This window comes from Corynebacterium riegelii, from assembly GCF_016728505.1.
Classification (GTDB): domain Bacteria; phylum Actinomycetota; class Actinomycetes; order Mycobacteriales; family Mycobacteriaceae; genus Corynebacterium; species Corynebacterium riegelii.
On record NZ_CP068159.1, the window covers coordinates 588,638 to 609,712 of the forward strand.

Annotated in this window: 12 protein-coding genes and 1 pseudogene; 3 read left to right on the forward strand and 10 right to left on the reverse strand. The window is 57.9% G+C overall.

Annotated features, from left to right (window positions below):
- Positions 1 to 96 precede the first annotated feature (96 nt).
- Positions 97 to 1,182, forward strand: a complete 1,086-nt coding sequence (locus tag I6I71_RS02685; protein ID WP_201822079.1) for a GIY-YIG nuclease family protein — start codon at positions 97 to 99, stop codon at positions 1,180 to 1,182.
- Positions 1,183 to 1,198: 16 nt separating this feature from the next.
- On the opposite strand, the gene I6I71_RS02690 is transcribed toward I6I71_RS02685, so the two are convergent.
- The 4 genes from I6I71_RS02690 to I6I71_RS02705 all read right to left on the reverse strand — a co-directional run bounded on the left by I6I71_RS02690 (position 1,199) and on the right by I6I71_RS02705 (position 11,854).
- Positions 1,199 to 1,444, reverse strand: a complete 246-nt coding sequence (locus I6I71_RS02690; protein WP_201822081.1) for a hypothetical protein — start codon at positions 1,442 to 1,444, stop codon at positions 1,199 to 1,201.
- 222 nt (positions 1,445 to 1,666) lie between these two features.
- Positions 1,667 to 4,060 (reverse strand): 3'-5' exonuclease, encoded by a 2,394-nt coding sequence (locus tag I6I71_RS02695; protein ID WP_236587370.1) that lies wholly within the window; start codon positions 4,058 to 4,060, stop codon positions 1,667 to 1,669.
- Positions 4,061 to 4,063: 3 nt separating this feature from the next.
- Complete coding sequence (locus tag I6I71_RS02700; RefSeq protein WP_201822083.1) at positions 4,064 to 10,411, reverse strand: DEAD/DEAH box helicase; 6,348 nt, start codon at positions 10,409 to 10,411, stop codon at positions 4,064 to 4,066.
- 63 nt (positions 10,412 to 10,474) lie between these two features.
- The gene (locus I6I71_RS02705; protein ID WP_201823225.1) at positions 10,475 to 11,854 is read right to left on the reverse strand and encodes an Abi family protein; all 1,380 of its coding nucleotides are present in this window, start codon (positions 11,852 to 11,854) and stop codon (positions 10,475 to 10,477) included.
- 148 nt (positions 11,855 to 12,002) lie between these two features.
- Between I6I71_RS02705 and I6I71_RS02710 the strand changes: the two genes are divergently transcribed.
- The gene (locus I6I71_RS02710) at positions 12,003 to 13,217 is read left to right on the forward strand and encodes an IS1249 family transposase (RefSeq protein WP_201821510.1); all 1,215 of its coding nucleotides are present in this window, start codon (positions 12,003 to 12,005) and stop codon (positions 13,215 to 13,217) included.
- A 794-nt stretch (positions 13,218 to 14,011) separates the two neighbouring features.
- Positions 14,012 to 15,267, forward strand: a protein-coding gene (locus tag I6I71_RS02715) for an IS3 family transposase (RefSeq protein ID WP_414017452.1) whose coding sequence is annotated in 2 segments (ribosomal slippage) — positions 14,012 to 14,297 and positions 14,297 to 15,267 — 1,257 coding nt in all. Because the reading frame shifts where the segments join, the coding sequence is not laid out codon by codon here.
- A 130-nt stretch (positions 15,268 to 15,397) separates the two neighbouring features.
- Here I6I71_RS02715 and I6I71_RS02720 read toward each other — a convergent pair.
- The 6 genes and pseudogenes from I6I71_RS02720 to nrdE form a co-directional block, all read right to left on the reverse strand.
- Positions 15,398 to 16,312: pseudogene (locus I6I71_RS02720) on the reverse strand (IS3 family transposase); the annotation flags it as partial.
- Entirely contained in the window at positions 16,306 to 16,614 is a 309-nt protein-coding gene (locus I6I71_RS02725) for a transposase (RefSeq protein WP_201822085.1), read from the reverse strand. The gene I6I71_RS02725 and the pseudogene I6I71_RS02720, both read right to left, overlap by 7 nt.
- 283 nt (positions 16,615 to 16,897) lie before the next feature.
- The gene (locus I6I71_RS02730) at positions 16,898 to 17,479 is read right to left on the reverse strand and encodes an NADPH-dependent FMN reductase (protein WP_022862715.1); all 582 of its coding nucleotides are present in this window, start codon (positions 17,477 to 17,479) and stop codon (positions 16,898 to 16,900) included.
- A 40-nt stretch (positions 17,480 to 17,519) separates the two neighbouring features.
- The gene (locus tag I6I71_RS02735; RefSeq protein ID WP_133065267.1) at positions 17,520 to 17,792 is read right to left on the reverse strand and encodes a hypothetical protein; all 273 of its coding nucleotides are present in this window, start codon (positions 17,790 to 17,792) and stop codon (positions 17,520 to 17,522) included.
- Entirely contained in the window at positions 17,773 to 18,798 is a 1,026-nt protein-coding gene (gene nrdF, locus I6I71_RS02740; protein ID WP_034666259.1) for a class 1b ribonucleoside-diphosphate reductase subunit beta, read from the reverse strand. Before nrdF ends, I6I71_RS02735 begins: the two co-directional genes overlap by 20 nt.
- Positions 18,799 to 18,849: 51 nt before the next feature.
- The gene (gene nrdE, locus I6I71_RS02745) at positions 18,850 to 21,045 is read right to left on the reverse strand and encodes a class 1b ribonucleoside-diphosphate reductase subunit alpha (RefSeq protein ID WP_201823228.1); all 2,196 of its coding nucleotides are present in this window, start codon (positions 21,043 to 21,045) and stop codon (positions 18,850 to 18,852) included.
- Between the last annotated feature and the right edge of the window lie 30 nt (positions 21,046 to 21,075).

Genomic DNA, 21,075 nt, shown 5'->3' on the forward strand with positions numbered 1-21,075 from the left:
GGAGTCCGAAGGAACGGGAGACAGGCCCACTCCCGTGGACCATAATGGTTTCACAATCACCAAAACTGACGCGCACGATGACCTGGAGGCCACAGCATGGCAAAGCAGAAGCTCATTCAACTCTTTCTTATCGACGGCACCGCCGACGGCCCCGTCAAAGCGTCAATTTTGGGCTGGCTGGGCAGGGTGTATTCGATTCCCGTGCAAGAGCTGAGGCGCCCAGACATCAACTCGCGCCCTGACTTGAATACCCATGCGATTTACTTCCTCGTGGGAACTGACAACGAGACGGATGAGCCACTGATCTACGTTGGGCAAGCAGGGCCTAGGAAATCTGCTCCGTCGCTTGCTCGCGTCTTCGAGCACTTGAAGAATGATGAACGCAACGAAAAAGTGGACCCCGAGGAAATGGAAGAGATCCGTTCCCTTGAGGAGCGCGCGTGGTTCAACCGCGCGATTTACCTGTGTACCAGCGATAACTCCTGGGGTCCGACAGAACTGAACTATCTGGAGAATGCCTTCTACAAGTTGGTGAAGCAGGTTGGCACCTTCCAGATCGGAAACAAGAGCGAGCCACCTGCAGGCAACGTTGTTGAGGAGCACATCCCGGTGCTGGATGACTACATTCAAAACACGCGCCTCATCCTGAAGTCTCTCGGTATCGATGCCTTTGAAACTCCGCTTGGAGACGCGTCCGCATCAAACACCTCGAAGAGCACCATTACTAACGACGTCCGCGACACCGACCCCATCTTCGAAATCGGATCACCCAACACGTTCCATGGTGAGGCGCGTCAGAACGCCGACAAGTTCGTGGTGCTCAAGGGCGCTGTCCTTAGTGAAACGATTGTCCCGAGTGCGCCGCGAAGCGTAGCCCGCAACCGTGAGATCCATGCTCACGCTATCCAGGGCAACCGTCTGATTAAGGACATCCCTTTCTCAAGCCCAACTGCCGCTGCTGCTTTTCTGAGTGGTAACTCCGTGAGCGGACCGAAGGCTTGGAAGGTGAAGGGGCGCAACATATCGCTGGCGGAGTGGGTGGACACAGATTCTCCGCGCCCAGCCGAAGAATCGGCAAACTTGGCGCAGGTTACCGAGGAAGTAGCAGAGGTTGTGGCGGCTACCGTGACTCCAGTCGAGGAAGAAAGCCACGCTGTGGCCGTGCAACCGGATCAGACGTAGCACCCGTGAGGCGCGGCTATAAAGCCGAAACGGCGCGTGCCCACTCAGTAGGCGTAGGAAGCTCGTCAGTAGTGAAGTAGCGGGAGTGCGTAACCTTGAGGTCATCGAGAGAGGCGGCACCAATGACCACGATTTCAACGTCTGGATTGGAGTTTTCAGACTCCGCCTCAAGACGAGCACGAATCGCTTGATCGGCGTCGGTGTACTCGGTCAGCTGGCGATCGCCCGTACGCCGGTTGTACACAATCAAGAAATGCTTCATCGACTCTCTCCTTCCTCTCAAAACTAGATGGTTTGAAGGTTGTTATGCAGGTACGCAGCCACTCGAATTGGGTGAGGCATGAACTAGGCCTCTGAGCAATTGCGGCAGATATCCCCGGTTTGGCAACATGCTGCCGCAATTCAAAAAAGCTCCACCCGAGGTCCGGAGGCCAGGGTCCCGAGAGCCACCCGAGGCCCGGGGCCAACTACCCCAAATCGACACCTACGGCAGATTCGGCGGCAGCAACTCGGAGGGTTCACCGGTGGAGGTGATGACCAGTTCGTCGCGGGCCCTTGAAGCAGCCACGTATAGCAAGGAACGTTCGCGTTGGAGGGCCTCGCGGGCGTCTTCCTCAGAAAGGTCCTTGAGACGGAAGCGCAACGGCATCAATTCCTTGCCCACACCCATGAGCAAGACGTGGGTAAATTCCATGCCTTTGGCGCCGTGCATGGTCATCACGGACACCTGCTCAGGCGTAGCACGCTCGGCGTTGCGGGTGGCCACAGCGTCAATGCCGTGGTCCGCAAGACCGGAGACAACGCGGGAGATCTGACCGCGCGTACGGCACATCACGCCAATATGCACGTCGCGCTCCGAGTCCATCCACTTAGAAATGAAGTGGGCGGCAACGTCGAATTCTTGTGCCTCGGAATTCACACGCACAAGGTACGGGTCCGGGCCGGTGCGGGCGGAGCGGTAGCCGCGGACGGAGTCGTTGTCTCCCTCGCCGTCCAGGTACGCCAGGCCCTCTTGCCCCAGCAAGATGAGCAGGGCGTATTCCAGGTTCTGCTTGGTGGTGCGGTAGTTCAGGGTGAGGCGTTGAGAGCGGCCTCGCGTAGCAATGCCAAAACGTGACAGGGTCAGCGGTTGGCCGTAGATGCGCTGGTGGGAGTCCTCTGCAATAAAGATATCGTTGGGACCGGTGGCAACGCAGGCGCGCAGGAATCGCCAATGGCCCGCGTTGAAATCCTGAGCCTCATCAACCACCACGTGATCAAACGTGTACCCGCCGCCGTTTTCCACGCGCACGTTTAACACTTCGGCGCCAACGGCACTCATGGTGGGCCAGAACAACTGCCCGTCCACTGCTTGGGTTTGCATGACGGATTCCATAACGGCCCACACCAGTTTGCGCTGCTTCCGGTTCAGCGGTGTGCCGCGACCGGTGCGTGCGATCTTGAGGTATTCCGCAAGCGAGGTCACCTGGCCAGCAAGGACTACGCCTTCGTACTCCTGCTGCAGGAACGTGAGGTTTGCAATGGAGCGCGGCAGGTCATCGCTGGCGGCTTCCAGTGCGGTCTCCCAGACCTGTTCGGCGTCGCGTTCCAGGTAGGGGCGCACGCGCGGCGCACCCAGGCCCAGGACGCGTTTGGTGGCGGCCTCCACTTCGTGTGGTGCGGCGGACGTCAACACCTGGCGTACCGCGGCGTCCACGTTGTCCACCCAAATACCGGGCTGACCAAGTGACTCCGCCGCAGGGTGATGCGGGTTCAACGTATTCAGCTGGTACTTCAGCCCCTGCGCAAGGCCCTTGGTGTACGTGGTCAGCAGGATGCGCGGTGCCTCATCGCCAGCGGGCTGGTTCGGTATTGCCCGGCGCGCCAGGTTGTTCGCGCGGTGCACGGCAACCACGGTCTTGCCGGTGCCGGCGCCACCGAAGACACGCGCGGAGCCGTTGCGTGCGCCTTCCGCCATGCGGCGTTGCTCTGGGTGGATGAACACACGCCACTGGTCGAAATCGCCAAGACTGATCACGGCGCGTAGGGATTCGGTATCCACGTCATCCACGTAGGCGAAGTCCAGTTCAGCTGCGGGTTGGCGCAGGCCGGCAAGCAAAAGCGTGTCTTCGTCGGCACCGGATTGTTCCACCGCGCCGGGCTCTAGCTTCTGCAGTCCCAGGGAGTCGCGCACTTCGTCGACGGTGTAGCCGGCTACAAGGCCGAGGATGGCGTCGTGTTCCCAGGTCGGCCGGGCGTTCAGAAGCAACTGAAGCTCTGCCTCAGACTCGGCGCGCCACACAGCCTTCAGCAGCGCCTGGTCCACACCGAGCTCTTCGTACAGGCTGGCCGGGGTGTAGCCGTTGTGCTCCATCTCGGTGCGCGGCGGGGCCTTTGGCTTCTCTGCGACGACCGCATCCACCCCATCCGCCTCCGAAAGGTGTCGCGCCTGCTCTTGCTGCTTTGCGGCCAGCTTCTCGGCGGCTTCGGCTGCGGCTTTCGCCTTGGCCTCGGAGGTGCTCTCGGCAGCAGCCGTGTCAGCGGCGGGTGCGTCTTCCTGGATGAGCTGGGTCAGGCCGTTGACGGGGTTGACGGTCAGGCGAAGGCGCGCAGGGTCGAGGCGTTCGGCTTTGGCGTTGCCTTCGTCGTGGGAGTCAACGTCGACGAGGACGAAGTGGTGCGTTTCGGCGTCGCGAATCTCAAAGAGCACCGCACGGAACTGGTCATTGACGCGGCCGGTGCGCACGCGCTTGTCCACCGCGTTGCTAAGCGTCTTGATGCGCAGCGACGGGTTGGTGGGATCTTCTGCAAGCTTCTGCAGGAAGTTCATGACGGGTTTGTGCAGCACCCCGTCTAAACGCAGGCCGCTGTAGAAGCTAAACGTCACCATCTGTGTCATGTGTTAATCACCCTTACCCAGCAACGCTGCCGGAATTGTTTGCTCGCTGAGTGTATCTGGATACATCAACGTCCAACCCTGATCACGCAGGGTGTCCTCGGCTTGTGCGTAGGACGCGTCTTGCTGCATCAGCAGTGCAATCTTGCGATCTGGCCAGGATACGGCGGTGGGCAGCGACCCCACTTCCTCACCAATATCCTCGGTGGCTTCCGCACCGGCTCGTGCCAGCAGCTGCAGGGCGGCGAGCACTCTGGATTCGTCCTCAAACTCCTCGATCGCTTCGGCCCAGGCTTCGGGGACCTCGTCGGCCACAGCGTCGGCATCCGGGGATACCGCTGCAGGAACCTCGGCCGGCTCCACAGCAACCGCGCCCTCATCTTCCGCGATGGTGGCAATGACCACAGGGGAGTCTGCAAGCCACCAGATGTTGGCAAAGCGCAGGAAGTCACGCCAGTTCTCATCAGTAATGGAACCAGCGTGCGGTGCCTCTACGTAGGCGCGCTTGGGGTGCAGCTGTTGCTCAAAAAACGCGCAGCGCAGGTGGATCTGGTCGCGGAAGGTCACATGCGCCCCACCCGGGATGCTACGTGCCTTTGACTTGCCAATAAGCAGTCGCATCAGCGCCTGGGCAGTCATACCGTAGGTGGCTTTCTCCGGCCCGGCCAGGTAGTCCAGCAGCTGGGTGACAGGGGAAGAGGTGAGCATCTTCCAGGCGTCTGTACTAAAGCCCTTGAACTCAGGGAACTTCTTCACCCTCGCCCACGCCGGCTTCTGGTCAACTTGCTTTTGCTCGTCTTCAAACCAGGTGATATCCGCATCCGTAACGTTCCACGGCAACCAGGACTCCTCATAGTGCAGACGGTTGCGCTTGGCTATGTCATCCGGGAAGCGGTAGTGCGCTTGGCTGATGTGGAACGCCGCGCCGTCCGTAAACACCGCCACTGGGCGCACATTGGCTTTGGTGCGGTGGGTAAACAAGAAGTCTGGCTTGGTGTAGCCCTTGTCCACCTGCTCACGCATCTTCCACTCCTCACCGTCAGTGAAAGTGATCTGCCACTCCACCTGGCCAGCGTTGGGGATGTCCTTGACGGTGGCGTGGCGGTCTTCCAAAGCCTTGCGCAGAATCTCACGGAAGCGGACCTCCAGGTTGGAGGCGCTATCACGCACCGGCGCTTCGGTTTGGGTCTCCCAGGTAACGCTCAACGGGTCAAGGTCTGCCCCCGGGTGATCTTGGTCGGCCAAGATGGCACGCAAGACCCGCTCGGCCGCCGCACGTGAGGTGACCTCCAGATGACTTGCCTGCGTGTACGGCAACAGGCAGTCCGGGCAGGCCAAGCGCTCATCGGCGGCACACGAGCAATTCTTCACACGGGTGAACGCCTTCTCCAGTAGTCGGCGGACGTCTTCAGGCGTGGCGAACTGCGAAAGGTAACCGGTACCGCCGGGCACAATGTCATGCATCAACAACGCATCAACGGTGTCGCCCTTATCATCCGGCACGCGCACGGTAACCACGCTGAGATGCTCCGGCTCACCACCCAAGTCTTCCTTAAAGCCAAGCTTGATCGCCGCGGTCAGGCTGGGGATGGTGGAGTTGTCGCCCGCGGTCAGCTGCACCGGCACGTGCAGCAGCACGCCCTGAGTTTGCAGCGTGCGTGACAACGCCACGGTTACGGTCTCTTCCTCGCTGGCGTTGCGCTTCGGGCACCACGGCCTGTGGTCCCACTTGGAGTTAGCGCCCTTCTGGGAATCTAAGTGCCCGCAGTAGTTACACACCGTGAACAGAGGAGCGTCCGTTTCCCTGTTGGCGTAGATCCTCTTGGCGCTCGGGCCACGGCCCAGGTTGAACCAGCTCAAGTTCACGTACCGCAGGTACTGCGCACCAAAGCCGAGGGAGGTGAACCATCGGCCGCCGTGTCCGCCTTCGGGTACGGCGAAGCTCAGGGTGGTGATGTAGTTGAGGCTGGTGCGTTCTTCATGGGTGCCGTCGATAAGCGACCTAGCCCTATCAACCTCCGCCGAGACCCGCCGCATGCGAACCGAGTCCAACACCTGGCCCTTGTCCGCAAAACCGGCGTCGCCGCAGACCGGACAGGCGGCAGGCGTTGCGCCTTCGGTGACGCGCGCGCCATAGGAGCAGGCGCGACACAGGCGCCACTGCTCAATGTCGCCGCCGTTGTGGCCCATCTCCACCGCATCCACGGTGGCGGCGATGCCGCGGGCGTAGAACGTGTTGCCCGGCGCGAGCTCCATCAGCGCGGAGGACACGCCGCGGGACAGTTCGAAGGTTTCCGGATCAATCTGCAGCGTGGACGGGTTGAGTTGAGAGACCACCACGGCCAGCTCCACCGAATCATCCAGAAGCGTGAAGTTGGGCAGCAAGCCGTAGCGCTCCATGGAGGAAATCCAGTATTCCTTAAGCAAGATCTCGCTGATGTCGCGCTGCGTGCGTTTGAGCGCCGCCTTGGTGCTGCGTTTTTCACGTTCCAACTCCGCATCGGCGTTTTCGGTGCCCGCGTTCGGGTCTGCCTTCGCTTCCAGCTGGATCATCCGGTCCTGCAGTACATCGAAGCGTTCAGTCATTATCTTCACTTCTCTGTCCCACAGTTCTTGGCAGCGCTTGAGCTCACCAACCAGGGAGTCCGGCCCAAGGCCCGTGGCCCACTCGCGGACACCGGCAAGCGACACCTCATCCACCGCGCCTTCCACGGTGGCCAGGTACGCATCCACGCGCTCGTCCACGCCCGCGGCAATGTCTTCTGCCAGCACCTCTACAAGAGACCTGCGCTTGGTAGAGAACACGCTGGTTGCGTCCTTCACCTGCAGCCCCTCCGCGGCGAAGTCCAACGTGTCCACCAAATACGCGGTGACCTGCCGGTGCAGGATCTCGGTGGCGGACAAAAACGCCGCCGGCGGAACAACAGACCCTGCGATCATGGACAGCGGTTTATTCAGCTTGGGCAGTGTCGTGCCGCGGCCTTGCACAAACGCCAGCACCAGCGAGTTGCCGGTCAAACGCCCGGCGCGCCCCACACGCTGCACGTAGTTGGCAACAGACTTGGGCAGAGACGCCAGCATGACGGTAGACAGGTCTCCAATATCAATACCCATCTCCAGCGTTGGTGTTGCCACCAGCACATTCGGCGCGTTCGGTGCGGTTTCCGCGCCGCGGAAAGAGCGCTCCAGCGCCAGGCGTTCATCCTTAGGTATCAGCCCGGTGTGCTCGCGCGCGACCACCGCACGCGGGGTGGTGGAGGTGTAGAGCCGTGAGTAGTAGTTCGGCTCAATATCGGCCGGCTCGAGCTCACCAAGGCAACCGGGGGTTGAGCACGGCATCCCGGCAAGCAAAGAACTGGTCTGCTTGTCTGCGCCCAACGTTCCATGACACACCCCACACCTTAAGGAGCGCGCGTGGTCTTCAAACCGCACCACCACCTGTTCTGGTTTGAGTGCGTAGACGGTGCCACCCGTGCCGGTGGTGATCGCCTCCATGACACCGGCGTTGGCGAGTTCCTTGAACACGTTGGTAAGCGCAGTGGTGGCGTCATGGGTTGAGATGCCCAGCATCTTCGACGTCCACCGTGCGTAGCGCCCGCGCGGGCTGCCAAGCGGGGTGATGCCGCGATCTTTTTCATCTAGCGCGGCGCCTGCGCGTGGGAACTCCGGCGCGCCACCCTTGGGAAAGCTCGGTACGCCTTCCGCTTTGGCAAAACGGTTGTGCAGGCGCCAAGAGTTGGCGTCATCCTGCAGGTACTTCTGCAAAAGCGTCGTGGTGATGCCGCCGCGCTCACGCACCTGCTCTAGAAGCCCACGCATCCACCGCAACCGAACCTCTGGCGAGGACGCGTCCTTGAGCTCAAACAGGCCAGCATCAACCTTGCGCAGCGCCGCCTCCGCAGCATCCAACAGCACCTGGTCTTCAACCTGCACCGACGATGCCAACGCACCCGTGGACACCAAGGAGCGCGGCAAGTGCGCACGCTGACCAAACTCCAGCGCCGCATCAAGCTCCAGGCGGTTGAGCACCGCCGTGGTTGCGCGCCTGCGCTCCGCATCGGGGGCATCCTTCATCCAAAACGGTGCAAACGTTGGGGTCTCTGCAAGCTCCGGCGGCAGCAGCTCGAAGCGGGCGCGCGCCGGGTCCGCGTCCGCGTCCGCCTGCTGGAGGATGCGGTGCGGCAGCGTTGCGACGGTCACCTCACCCCCCTCATCCAACCCCGCACGTGTGACCACACTGCGCATCAACGTACGAATGCCAAAGGCACGCGCACGCGACTGCACAAAGCCTGCGCGGTGTGCTGCATCCTGCACCGAGTCCGCGAAGACCAGGGTCTTCTTCTCGTTCTGGTCCAGCTCCGGCATGCCGAAGAGGTTGGACAGGCCAACTGAGAGCAGCGTTGCCACGCGTGAACCGATGTAGCGGATCGTGTCCGTACCACCACAGGACGGGCAGACCTGGTCGCGCGCGTAATCCTCCGCGCCAAGACCGGAGTAGGTCAGCACCGGCACCGATTTACCTTCCGCCAGGTCTTCCTCGCTGGGGTCCGCGGTGCTTAAGCTCCGGGTTTCGGTGTGGAACCACATCATGGTGCGCTTGCCTTCGTCATCACTCATGGCAGACCACGGCACGCCTTCGGCGGTGGCGCGGCGGTGCTCCGTCGTGGCGTCGATAAGCGGCCTGGTCCTCTCACGGGCATTGAATGACGCATGGCGGATCTCGGCACCGTTGAGCACCACTGCATCGGTGCCCGGTTCCATCGCGGCCATCCACCCGGCGCGTCCGCACTCACGGCAGTAGATGGCGGGCAGCCACACCCCGGCTTCGTCCCAGACCAGGTGGCCGTCATCGGCGAAGCGGAAGATGTCTCCGGTGTCATTGGGGGTTACGGTGCGCTCAATGCGGGAGACTTCACGCAGCCACAGGTGCGTTTCCACGCCCGGCAGGCGCTTGCCCTCAAAGCGGTACTTCTCGCCGGCTTTCGCGCGCAGGTGCGCCACCGCGGTGAGCAGGTGGGTAATGAATTCACGGGCCACTTCGGTGCCTAAAGAGCGCTCTACAATCGGGCCCAGCACCAACAGCGGCAGGGTGTCTTCCTGCTCGCCTTCACGGTTGATCAGCGGCTTTGCCGTGTTTGCTTGCTCCAGCAGCGCTTGGGTCAGCGGGTGTACCGCGTACGCCGAGATGGTTTCTTCGAGGCTCTCGCCCGCGCCCCACAGCTGGGTGCGGAACACATCCAGCACCAGATCCGCGTGGTCGCGACCCGAGGTGTCTTGCTGGATGGTTTCCACCACGGTGCGCAGCTGCTCAATGTCCGGGTACGGCTGCACCGGGTGCGCACCGTAGGCTTCCGCGAGTTCTGCCACCCAGTCCTGGTAGCTCAGCGTGCGCTCGCCCACCACGGCGTCTGGCGTGAACGTTTCACCAAAGATGGTGGCCGCGAAGTTCAGCACCTTCTCCTGGTCGCCCTCACCGCCCAGGGTTGCGGACGTTGCCACCGGCGTGACCCTGCCAAGCGGGTTTTGTTCGTACTCGCCCAAAAACCCTTCCGGCTGGTGGGTTTTGAGCATGAGTCCTAGTCTGCGCAGCAACAGCGCCACATCTGTGCCCTGCGCACCGTCATACGTGTGGAACTCATCCAACACCAGGTACTGCAACGATGTTGCGGATTTCTCCCAGATCTCACGGTCTGCCGGGCGAAGCAGCAGCTGGTCCAACATCTTGTAGTTAGTCAACAGGATGTCTGGGGGGTTGAGCCGCATCTCATCTGGATTATTGATCAGCGAGTGCTCAGTTACCTTCTTTACGTTGCCCTTAGCCTCACCCGTGTAGATGCCGGCGGTGACACCGGCCAGGCCTGGCTCGCTAGTGATCAGCTTGGCCAGGCGATCTGCCTGGTCATTGGCCAGTGCGTTCATGGGGTAGAGCAGCAGCGCCTTTACGCCGGTGCGGCCTTGTGCGCGTGTGCGTGCTGCGTGGTCCAGCACGGGGTACAGGAAGGATTCCGTCTTACCGGAGCCAGTGCCTGTGATCACGAGCGTTGCTTGTGGACGCCTCTCCCCACCACCGTCCGAACTCCTCAACCTCCGGAACGCTTCTGCCTGGTGGTGGTACGGCGTGAAGGCAAAGCGGGTGGGCATCCAGTCCAAGATGCCGTCCCACCCCAGGGCACGCGCGTAGGGCAGACGCACCCGCACGTACGGGCCGTGAAACATACCCCGCTCTGTGTCTTCCAAAAACGCTTTGAGGGCGTTGGACGTCTCCGGGTTCTTCAGCGAAAACGCGGTGGCGAGGTACTCGGACACACCATCAAGGACGTGCTCCGATGCGTGGACGGGAATGAGGGAGGACACGGGAACAACTCTAATCAGGCTTCACGGCCGACATAGCAACCTGACACAGCCGTCCGAAGACACTCAATTGGCAACCAACTTTTGTGCTGCCTCGAAGACAAGCTCCGGTGATTCCTTCACTTTCTTCATAGGTGCCACACCAAGCCCTGGGATACTTTGCCCGTTGGCCCACCAATCTTGAACAAGCTGTATGCCATGCGTGCTTCCAACGAACTTGGTAATAAGGATTTCGTTTACATTTCCAACATTGGAATCAATACCAGTGAGATCCTCATTGAATTGGAAAACCGGATAGTATTTCGTCCCTCCGACCTCGTGGAGGAAGATTCCCTTCCTGTCCCTCAGATACCTCAGGAAATCCTTCTTCCCCTTCTCGTTCCTATCAGGAAAGACGGTCTCAAGCAGTCTGGCCTGCGTAACGCATTCAACCTGGTTCACGCAGTCAATAAGAAGGCAGGCTTCTAGATCAGGTGGAACCGCACCGTTCCATATTGGCCGCTCCCTCCAATCCACCGGAAAGCCCATTGCGTGCATTGGAATATTGCTTTGGTGCGTATAAGCCTCAATAAGCTCCAACATTTCATCCGACCACTGAGAATCCGGATAGACCCGAGTAAATATGAAACGGATAGCTGCGATCGTTTTATAGAGCTTGTGCGGCAAAGTCTTAAAGTCCGACAGACCATCAATTGCCCCTTTGGGTGCTGCTAGCGTCGTGTCAAACACCTTGTTCCAAACCCGCCCATAGTGAGCACAAACGTTACGGAGATAACGGAAGTGGTTCAGCCAGCTTGAAAAGGTTGCTTGATCGCCTTTTCCATCTGGGTTCACAATCCCAGCCCGAGCGGCGATAAGCGCCCTGTCTTCTTCGTGCAGCAGATCAAAGAGCCTGCAGATAGTACCCAAAGTCATGATTTCCGTAGCCGCCCATACTGGGAGGTGTGGCCCATATTTGCTGCGGAAGTGTTGAACGAAATCTCCCTGACTTCGCCGCTCTTCACGCGAATAATCCGCAATCCATTCAATATGTTTGGACTGCTTAATAACCTTTTGAGATGCTGTCCATATAGATACGTTTTTACGCAAATGGACAGGGATTCTGTGCGCAAACGGGTGGTAGAAACCAAGCCGGTTACTTAGCTGTGATCTCAACCAGACTTCGATCATTTCGAGACCTTCGATCAGCTTGTTTCGCATCAGCTCGTCGAACCGATAGAGGTCAACCACTTGAGCAAAAGTTGTACCTTCACGAAATGCACCGTTGGTTTTGAAAAAGTACGCGTACCCCGCGAAGCGAAAGTAACCGATTTTTCTTAAAGTTGCTTTTGCTAACTCGTAGTCTTCAATGTCCAGTCCGTGACCGTATAACTTCGCCAGCTGCTCATCAACGAAAAAATATGGTTTCGCGTAACTACTTAGGCTTAAGGGACATTTCGTGTGGATAAACCGATACGGATTCCCGGGTCAGCCTGGGATAATGCCGTGATCTTGATTTTGAATCGGTTCCAACAGCCCAATCGGTGAAATCAACACCGGATAGTCCTAGGTCTGTGATAGGGGGACTGCGGCTGGTGCGGTAAGGCCAATTCCTATGGCTAATAGGAATCGGCCGTCGTGTGACGTGTGCGGCCACGGACTGGTTAAGAACGGCAAAACCGCGGCAGGAACCCAACGCTGGCTATGTCCTGCGTGCAACGCTTCATCGATTAACACCCGGGCGCACACCAGCGAGATTCGACACTTCAAAATCTTTATCGACTGGATCCTTTCCGGGGAATCCGCAGACCACTTAGCCAAACGCCTTGGGGTGAGCAGACGGACTTTGACCCGGTGGTTCAAACTGCTGTGGTTTATCACCGTGCCCACGACTACAGACCCCTACCGTGTCTATGACCAAGTCTTTATCGACGGCACCTACTTTCACAAGAAATGCCTGCTGGTAGCCTGCACCGACACACACGTCATCGCCTGGCATTGGTGCCTGCGTGAAAGCTCGTATGAGTACCTAAAACTATTCGACAAAATCGCCCAACCACTCATCGTCACCACCGACGGGTCAGGCGGAGCACTTAAGGCACTGCGCATTAAATGGCCAGGCGTAGCCATCCAGCGCTGCTTAGTCCACGTCCAGCGCAACACGTTTGCCGACATCAGCCGCAACCCGATTCACCCCGCTCATAAAGCAATCCGCAAACTCGGCTACATGCTCGTCCAGATAGACAGCCTTGAAGATGCTGCACGCTTTACTGCTGCAGTCCACCACACCCGCATCACCTTTGCCGATTGGCTTAAACAACGCACCTACCGCAGTGCTATACCTGCAGGCCAAGTACCAAAATGGGTCAGCCCCAACCAGAAATGGTGGTACACCCACCGCAATGCACGCCGGGCATTAAAACGCTTAGAAAAACTCATTCATGACAGACACCTATTTACCTTCCTTACCCCGCCTGAAGGCGTTGTCATGCAGGACTTAAAAGCCACCACAAACCTGTTGGAAGGCGGCATCAACAAACAGCTCAAAGACCTAGCAGGAAACCATCGCGGCATGTTCGATGAGCATCAGCGCATCACCATGGACTGGTGGCTCTACGTCCATACCGAAGACCCGGTAGCGCCACTGGAGTTAGCTAAGCAACAAGACTTCGGACGCCAAGGAGAAAAAGCAGCACGCACCGCCTGGGCGAAAGAACAACTCAAACGACGCGGCCACCCAGACGGGCGACCAGCCACATATGACACCCACATCGACAACGAATGGAACCCCAGCTTAGGCATAAGAAAAGGCTGGGCAGGACGCCCCTAAATCCACACGAAATGTCCCTTAGTACGACACGCCGCAAATCCACACGAAATGTCCCTTAACCCACTACTTAGCCGATATCCTCTTAACGTTTTTTCATCCACACATATAAAACTAGCCGCCTTCCCATACGGAAAGGTCGGCTAGTCGTAATGAGTTCGAGGCTACTCCCTGAGGCAGCGTTGCACAAGCCACAACGATCACGTTACCCCCGGGGGATGTCGCTTTGTTCAATGTCCGGCACCCCTCCCAAGCATCTAGCACCTACATCAGACTGACAAAGAGTAACTGCCTCGGCTGATAGTTCCAGGATGTTCGCCACCTTGGGTACACCTGCTGCTTCACACCTTGGCGCACGTGGCGGCGACCCGCTCGGGGCGTGGAATTGTCAGATCCAGCTAGTTGGTACTGATTCGGGCAAGACGAAAAGACGCTACCCGAACCGTTCGTGTCACAAGTTTAGGTTTCACACTCACAGCTGATACGTTGTCGCAGTGTCGCAGCAGCGATCAGAGTTGTTAAGCAATCAACAAAACGCCCGCACATCTGCCAGGTACAGGTCCTGAAGAAACTCCATGCCTGCTGGATCTGTTTGCGACCGGAGATAGAGCAGCAGGGTCGTGACTATCTGGTAGCGCTTAGCGAGTATTTGGTAGCAGTTGAAGACTTCTGGGACCCCCCCCTTGCAGTACCAGGTACGCGGAACACCGATACCAACGACGCGTACTCGCGGTACCAACTGCCTTAATTAAACCGGCCTGGGTTGGTGAGAGGGCATGATGTAACACAGGAGGAACATCATGGCTATCAGCCCTTACGACCAGGAGACCCGCCAGCGGGCGGTGCGCCTGTATTTCGAGGAGCTCGCTGACGGCGCTTCATCCAAGGCAGCCGCACTACGCGCTGTCGAAGCTGTCATCGGCATCAAAACATCGACTATCCGCAACTGGGTACGCGCAGAAGAGAAGAAGGTAGACGCCGCCGTCGAGCAATCCGATGCCGAGAAAGACGCGGAACTTATCACCCTGCGCAAGGAAAATGCCCGGCTCAAAGAAGCCAACGAGATCCTGAAACTGGCCTCAGCTTTTTTCGCCCAGGCGGAGCTCGACCGCAAACTAAAGTGATTGTGGACTTCCTCCGCACTCACCGGCACCTGTATTCCATCGAGCGGATGTGCCGCGTGCTCAATGAGCATGAATACGCTATTTCACCAGCAACGTTCTACCGCTTCCAGGCCCGTGGTTTCGGGCCCACCCCTGCCGAGCTGGATGAGGCTTACACCGCGCACCGGCTCTTTGAGCTGTGGCGGGCCAATCGGCGGGTCTACGGGCGACGAAAACTATGGAAAGCCGCCCACCGGGCAGGCTGGAACATCGGCCGTGACCAGGTGCAACGCCTCATGAATATCCTTGGAATCGCGGGTGTACTCCGACGCAAGACCACACGCACCACCGTTGCTGATCCCTCCGCCGAGCGTTTCCCGGATCGTATTCAACGGGCCTGGTCGCAGGCTCAGCGTCCCGATCAGTGGTGGGTCGCGGATTTCACGTATGTGCACACCAGTTGCGGTTTCAGCTACGTGGCTTTTGTCACCGACGTGTTCACCCGTGAGATCCTGGCGTATGTCGTGGACACCCGAGCCACGAAATCTTTGGTCATCCGTGCGCTGCGACAGGCACTGGCGATACGCCAGCGCCAGGACCCGTACTTTGATTCGGCCGGGGTGATCCATCACTCGGATGCGGGCTCACAGTACACCTCCACAGATCTCCGCCGACTGCTGGCCGTCCACCAAATGGACGGGTCCATCGGCACCGTCGGCGACGCTTACGACAACGGTCTGATGGAGTCAACGATCGGGCTGTACAAGTCAGAACTCATTGATTTCGAAGCGGGGACGTGGACGAACTGGAGTGAGGTGGAACGCGCCACAGCCGGATGGGTCCACTGGTATAATCACGAGCGGTTGCATTCCTCGCTCGGGCATATCCCGCCGATCGAGCACTACACCAACTACCAACGAGAAAACCACGCAGGCCTTCACGCCGCGTAACACGCCACTCTCAAAAAGTCAGGCCGATTCAAATCGCCACCGACAATTGCCGACACACCCATATAGGTAAATGGTGTGGGCTGTGTCAAATTTTGTGGACGGGTAAACCCGTTGTGTTTGGTTGTGGGGGTTAGGCTGCGGCGGTGTGTGTGTCGGCGCAGCGGGTTTTGAATTGGCGCATTGCTTCGGCGGGGATCAGCCCGGTGGTGGAGTGGATGCGGCGGCGGTTGTAGTACGCCTCGATCCAGTGTCCGACTTCGTAGCGGGCGTCGAACTTGGACGCGAACTGTTTCTTTTCGTACAGCAGATGCAGCTTCAACGTGGAAAACATCGACTCCGCAACCGCGTTGTCCCAGCACACACCGACCGCGCCGGTGCTTAAACGCACATCGAGTTTCTTGGCTGTTTGCGCGAACTGCTTCGAGGTGTACTGCGAGCCGCGGTCGGAGTGAAACACCGCGTTGCCCGCGACGAAACCGGCCGCGTGCGCCATGGTCAGCGCGTCGACGACAAGTTGCGCACTCATCCGGTCTGCGATCTGCCACCCGACAACCATCCGAGTGCTCAGATCGATCACGACGGCCAGATACATCCACCCCTGCGCGGTGCGCAGGTAGGTGATGTCGCCGCACAGATAGGTTGTCGGCATCGCTGGGTAGAAACGGCGCCGAAGCAGATCAGCACGTGCGCTCGCCTGCGGGTCTTGGATCGTGGTGCGTTTAAACGCGCGACGGTACTTGGTGTACAGCGTGTTGTCAGCCATGATCTTTCGCACCGCATACAGCGTGGTTGCAACGTTTTGGGCCTGAAGCTGCCGGTAGATAGTGCGCGCCCCGGCAAAACCGTTGTGCTCGTTGAAGATATCGATAACCAGATCGGTAATCGCCGCGCGTTTCGCCCGCGGTGTGCCACCGGCCTGCGGAGTATCTCTACGCTTGCGCCAGGCGTAATAGCCGGAGCTAGATACTTCCAACACACGGCACATCATTGACACTGGGTAGCGGGGGCAGGGGTTGCCTTCTTCGTGGAAGTGGGCAATTACCGCGAAGAGGTCCTCGTGGTGTGCTCCGTGGCGAAGAAGGCGGCCGCTTTTTTTAAAAACTCGTTTTCACGCTCGAGCTCTTTGATCCGCTTTGCCATCTCTGCCGGGTCCTGCGACGCGGCATCAGCAGCGCGCATGTGGCTGCCGGAACCAGTGCCCAAGGTGCCTTCGGCTTTGGCCACCCAGCGTCCCAACGACGAGGCCGACACCCCGTACTCCTGGGCCACGGCACCACGGGTCTTGCCGAACATCAACACCTCATCAATGCACTGCTGACGGAACTGATCCGAATACTTACGTGGCATGATTTAATCCTTCCAGATCGGTGGGTTTCACCGTCCACCAGAATCATGACACCCCAGTAGCGGCCTAACAGGATGTCGCCAGGGTCAGTGTCCAGCGACAGCGCTAAAACCGCTCTAATTCAGCGAAAATCGAAGAATTAGAGCGGTGTTTTTTGAAGCGTCCTGGGTTCAGATTCAGGTAACTCAAGGATGAGTGTGAATCCGGGGTTTGTGTCTTTGAGAAGGCCCTTTAGAAGCCTTCAAGTACTTCGTAGAGGGCGGTGGCTAGGGTTAGTCGCCGTCGCTAGCTGTGCTTGGCTGTTAATGTCATGTCGACCAACTGCAGGAAGCGTATAACGTAGTCTTTGACAAAGCCTGCGGTGCCTTCATTGAGATGGCCGGAGTCTTCGAAGAGGGTGGGGGATTGGCCAAGGAATACCTCGGGCTGACCAGGAAGCGGCATATCGAAGTAGGACAGGGCGAGCCGGAGGTTCTTCTGTGAACTGTAGCCGCCCATGCGGCCTACAGAGTGACTGATGATACCTGCGGGAAGGTTCTTCCAAGCCACATCCGAGTTGGGCTTGGAACCGATGTCCACTGCATTCTTGAGACAGGCAGGGATAGTACGGTTATTTTCCGGGGTAACAAAGAGGACGCCGCTCGAGTTCTTGATGGTGTCGCGGAAAGTGGTGTACTCAGCTGGAATGGGCTTGTCCGTGACCGAGGGGTCATCGTAGTCGAAGTCATAGAGCGGCAAGTCACGGATTTCAACGATGTCTGCCTGGTAGTTTTCAGGGATCATTGTGAGCACTTCGTGTGCAATCTTGCGCGCAAATGAGCCGCGGCGCAGGCTGCCGACGATAACACTAATGCGTGGGGTGGTCATAGGAAGTCCTTTCTTCTTAGTTGGGCGTAGGTACGTGCGATCAAGGGAGAAAAGGCTTGCAGCCAAAGGCAGGCGGTGGCCCGGCGGCGTGGGCGGCAGTAAGAAAGTTATCCACTTTGTCTTCTTCATGGCGGAAGTACAGTTCGATGAGTCCTAACAGTCCCCCGAGGACGGCCTCCCGTGCGGCGGACGTATCCAAAAGCCGCATGGCTGCTGGTTGGTTTCCTTCGCGGATGGCTTCAAACAGCGCGATGGTCTCAAGCCAGCTTCCTTGGTCTGGTCGTGGAAACGGTTTAGAAATCCCAGTCATCATCACTCGTTTCTTCAGCGGTGCCAATGACATAGGAGGAACCGGAGCCGGAGAAGAAGTCATGGTTTTCATCTGCTCCAGGTGCTAGGGCAGCGAGGATTTCCGGGTTCACTTCCGTTTCTTCAGGTGGGAAGTAGTCCGGGTAGCCCAAATTCATGAGCGCCTTATTGGCGTTATAGCGAACGAATACAGCTACATCATCCATGAGCCCCAACGGCTCATATAGCTCGCCGGAATAATCCAGCTCTAGGGCATAAAGCTCTTCGAGCAAGGAAATAGTGAAATCATGCATCTCCTGTTGCCGTTGTGGAGCAGACGTTTCCAGTCCGCGCTGGTACTTGTAGCCTGAGTAGTAACCGTGCACTGCCTTGTCACGCAGAATGAGGCGAATCATGTCTGCCGTATTTGTCAGGGTGGCGTGGACGGAAAAATGCAGGGGAAGATAGAAACCCGCGTAGAGAAGCAGCGAGGAAAGCAGCGTCGATGACACTTTGCGCTTGAGTGGATCGGGTCCAAAATAATGAGTGAGCACTTTTTTGGCACGTGCCTGGAGAAGGTCATTATTCACCGCCCAGCGGTATGCCTCATCAATTTCTTTCGTACTGCTCAAAGTAGAAAACACTGAAGAGTAAGAACGGGCATGGACTGATTGCATGAAGGCGATGTTGGTATACACGGCCTCCTCGTGCTCGGTGCGGGCATCTTGGATCTGACAGATTTCGCCCACAGTGGCCTGGACGGTGTCCAGGGTGGTGAGTCCCGTGAACACCCGCATGGTGAGGTTGCGTTCCTCCGGTGTCATCCTCTGCCACGCCGGGAGATCGTTTGAAAGTGGAACCTTTTCTGGCAACCAAAAGTTGGCGGTGAGGCGGTTCCACACTTCAAGATCCTTCTCATCGCTCACCCGATTCCAATTGATGGCGCGGATGCGGGCTGAAGGGTCATGCCGGTAACTTGGCGGCGTAACTGAGATGCTGGTTAGCTCAGCAGTGTTTGATGTTGAAGACATAGCTTCTTTCTTTCTTGATGGATGGTTGTGAATGAAGGAAGGACCGTGTTCCTACAGAGCACAGGAAACGCAGCCTTCGACCTCGGTTCCCTGGAGTGCAGGTTGGCGTAAACGGATGTAGTACAAGGTCTTGATTCCGGCTTTCCAGGCATAGATTTGTGCCTTGTTGATGTCCCGCGTAGTGGTGTCAGCGGTGAAGAACAAAGTCAGGGAAAGCCCTTGGTCCACGTGTTGGGTGGCCATAGCGTAGGTGTCGATGATTTTTTTGTACCCCACGGTGTAGGAGTCATCGAAATACTCCAAGTTGTCGTTGGTCATTTCCGGTGCGGGGTAGTACACGCGCCCCAAGCGGCCTTCCTTGCGTATTTCAATCTTGGAGGCAATCGGGTGTATGGACGCGGTGGAGTCATTGATGTAGGAAATTGATCCAGTGGGTGGAACTGCCTGCAAGTAGGCGTTGTAGATGCCGTCTTGCATCACTTGGTTCTTGAGCCGTAGCCAATCCTCGCGTTGAGGAATCTGCACGCCAGCCTCATGGAATAGCTGTTTTACGTGGTCAGTGGCCGGCGCCCAGTCTTGGTCGATGTACTTGTCGAAGTAGACGCCAGTGGCATAGGTGGATTCTTCAAAGCCAGTGAATCGTTGACCTTTCTCAACCGCTAGCGCATGGGATGCACGGAGCGCATGATAGGTCACGGTCAGGAAATAGATATTTGTAAAGTCCAGTGCTTCGGCGCAGCCATAAGGAATACGCTTGGAAGCCAGGAAACCGTGGAGATTCATTTGGCCCAACCCGATGGCATGCATGGATGCATTACCGTGAGCGATGGAAGGAACAGCTTCGATATTTGTTAGGTCTGAGACCTTCGTGAGAGCGCGCACCGCGGTTTCAACAGTTTCCCCAAAGTCCGGTGATTCAAAAGCTTTAGCGATGTTGAGCGACCCTAGATTGCAGGAAATGTCCTGGCCAACGGTGGTGTAGTTACCTGAGGCGCCGTAGGTGGATGGCGTGTTGACCTGGAGGATCTCACTACACAGATTGGACATATTGATATGTCCTTTGAGGGGATTAGCGCGGTTGACCGTATCCTCAAAGAGTATGTAGGGGTATCCAGATTCAAACTGAAGCTCAGCCAGCGTGGTGAAAAACTCGCGGGCCTTGATAGTCGTATGAGAAATTCGCGGATTGGAAACCAGCTCGTCGTAATACTCGGTGATAGACATGTCAGACATGGCTACGCCGTACTCGCGAGCGATGTCATACGGGCTAAAAAGATGCATATCCTTGTTCTCTTTGGCCAGCTGGAAGGTTATATCTGGAATAACAACTCCCAGCGAAAGAGTCTTAATGCGGACTTTCTCATCGGCATTTTCCCGCTTGGTATCCAGGAAACGAAGAATATCTGGATGGTGCGCATGTAGGTAGACGGCTCCAGCGCCCTGTCGAGCGCCCAATTGGTTGGCATAGCTGAAGCTATCTTCCAGAATTTTCATGACTGGGACTACGCCGGAAGCTTGGTTCTCAATCTTTTTGATTGGGGCTCCGGATTCGCGCAGATTGCTCAGTAACAAGGCCACACCACCGCCGCGTTTTGAAAGCTGCAGTGCAGAGTTCACGCTGCGGCCAATGCTTTCCAAATTGTCTTCGATGCGAAGGAGGAAGCAGGAGACCATTTCGCCACGCTGGGCTTTTCCTGCGTTGAGAAAAGTAGGGGTGGCGGGCTGGAAGCGTCCGGTCATGATGTCATCCACCAGCTTCTCCGCAAGCTCTTCATCGCCCTGTGCAAGGTACAAAGCTGTGGTGGCGACGCGTTCTTCGTAGCCTTCCAGAAATCGCGAGCCATCAAAGGTTTTCAGTGCGTATGAAGTAAAGAACTTAAATGCGCCGAGGAAAGTGCGGAACTGATGCTTGGCTCGGTGGGCTCTGTCGTACATAGTGCACAGAAAATCGTCATCATAAAGCTCAAGGAATTCCCGCTCGTAGTATTCGTTATCAACCAACCACTCCAAGCGCTGCTTGGTGGATTCAAACTGATGCATGCGGGGAGTGACATGGTGCGCTAAAAAGTCTTGTGTTGCCTCAATGTCCTTGTCGAACTGGATTCTTCCCGAATCGTCGAATAGGTTCAGCTGCGCGTTGAGTGCATGGTAGCTCTTGCGCTTACCGACACCGCCGGCATCGTCTGCTGAAGCGGTGCGGGGCGTAGGGCCAATGGGCGGTGTGGGGGTGGCCTTAAGTGGCGGCATTGTGGTTTCCAATCTGTGTGTTGCGGATGT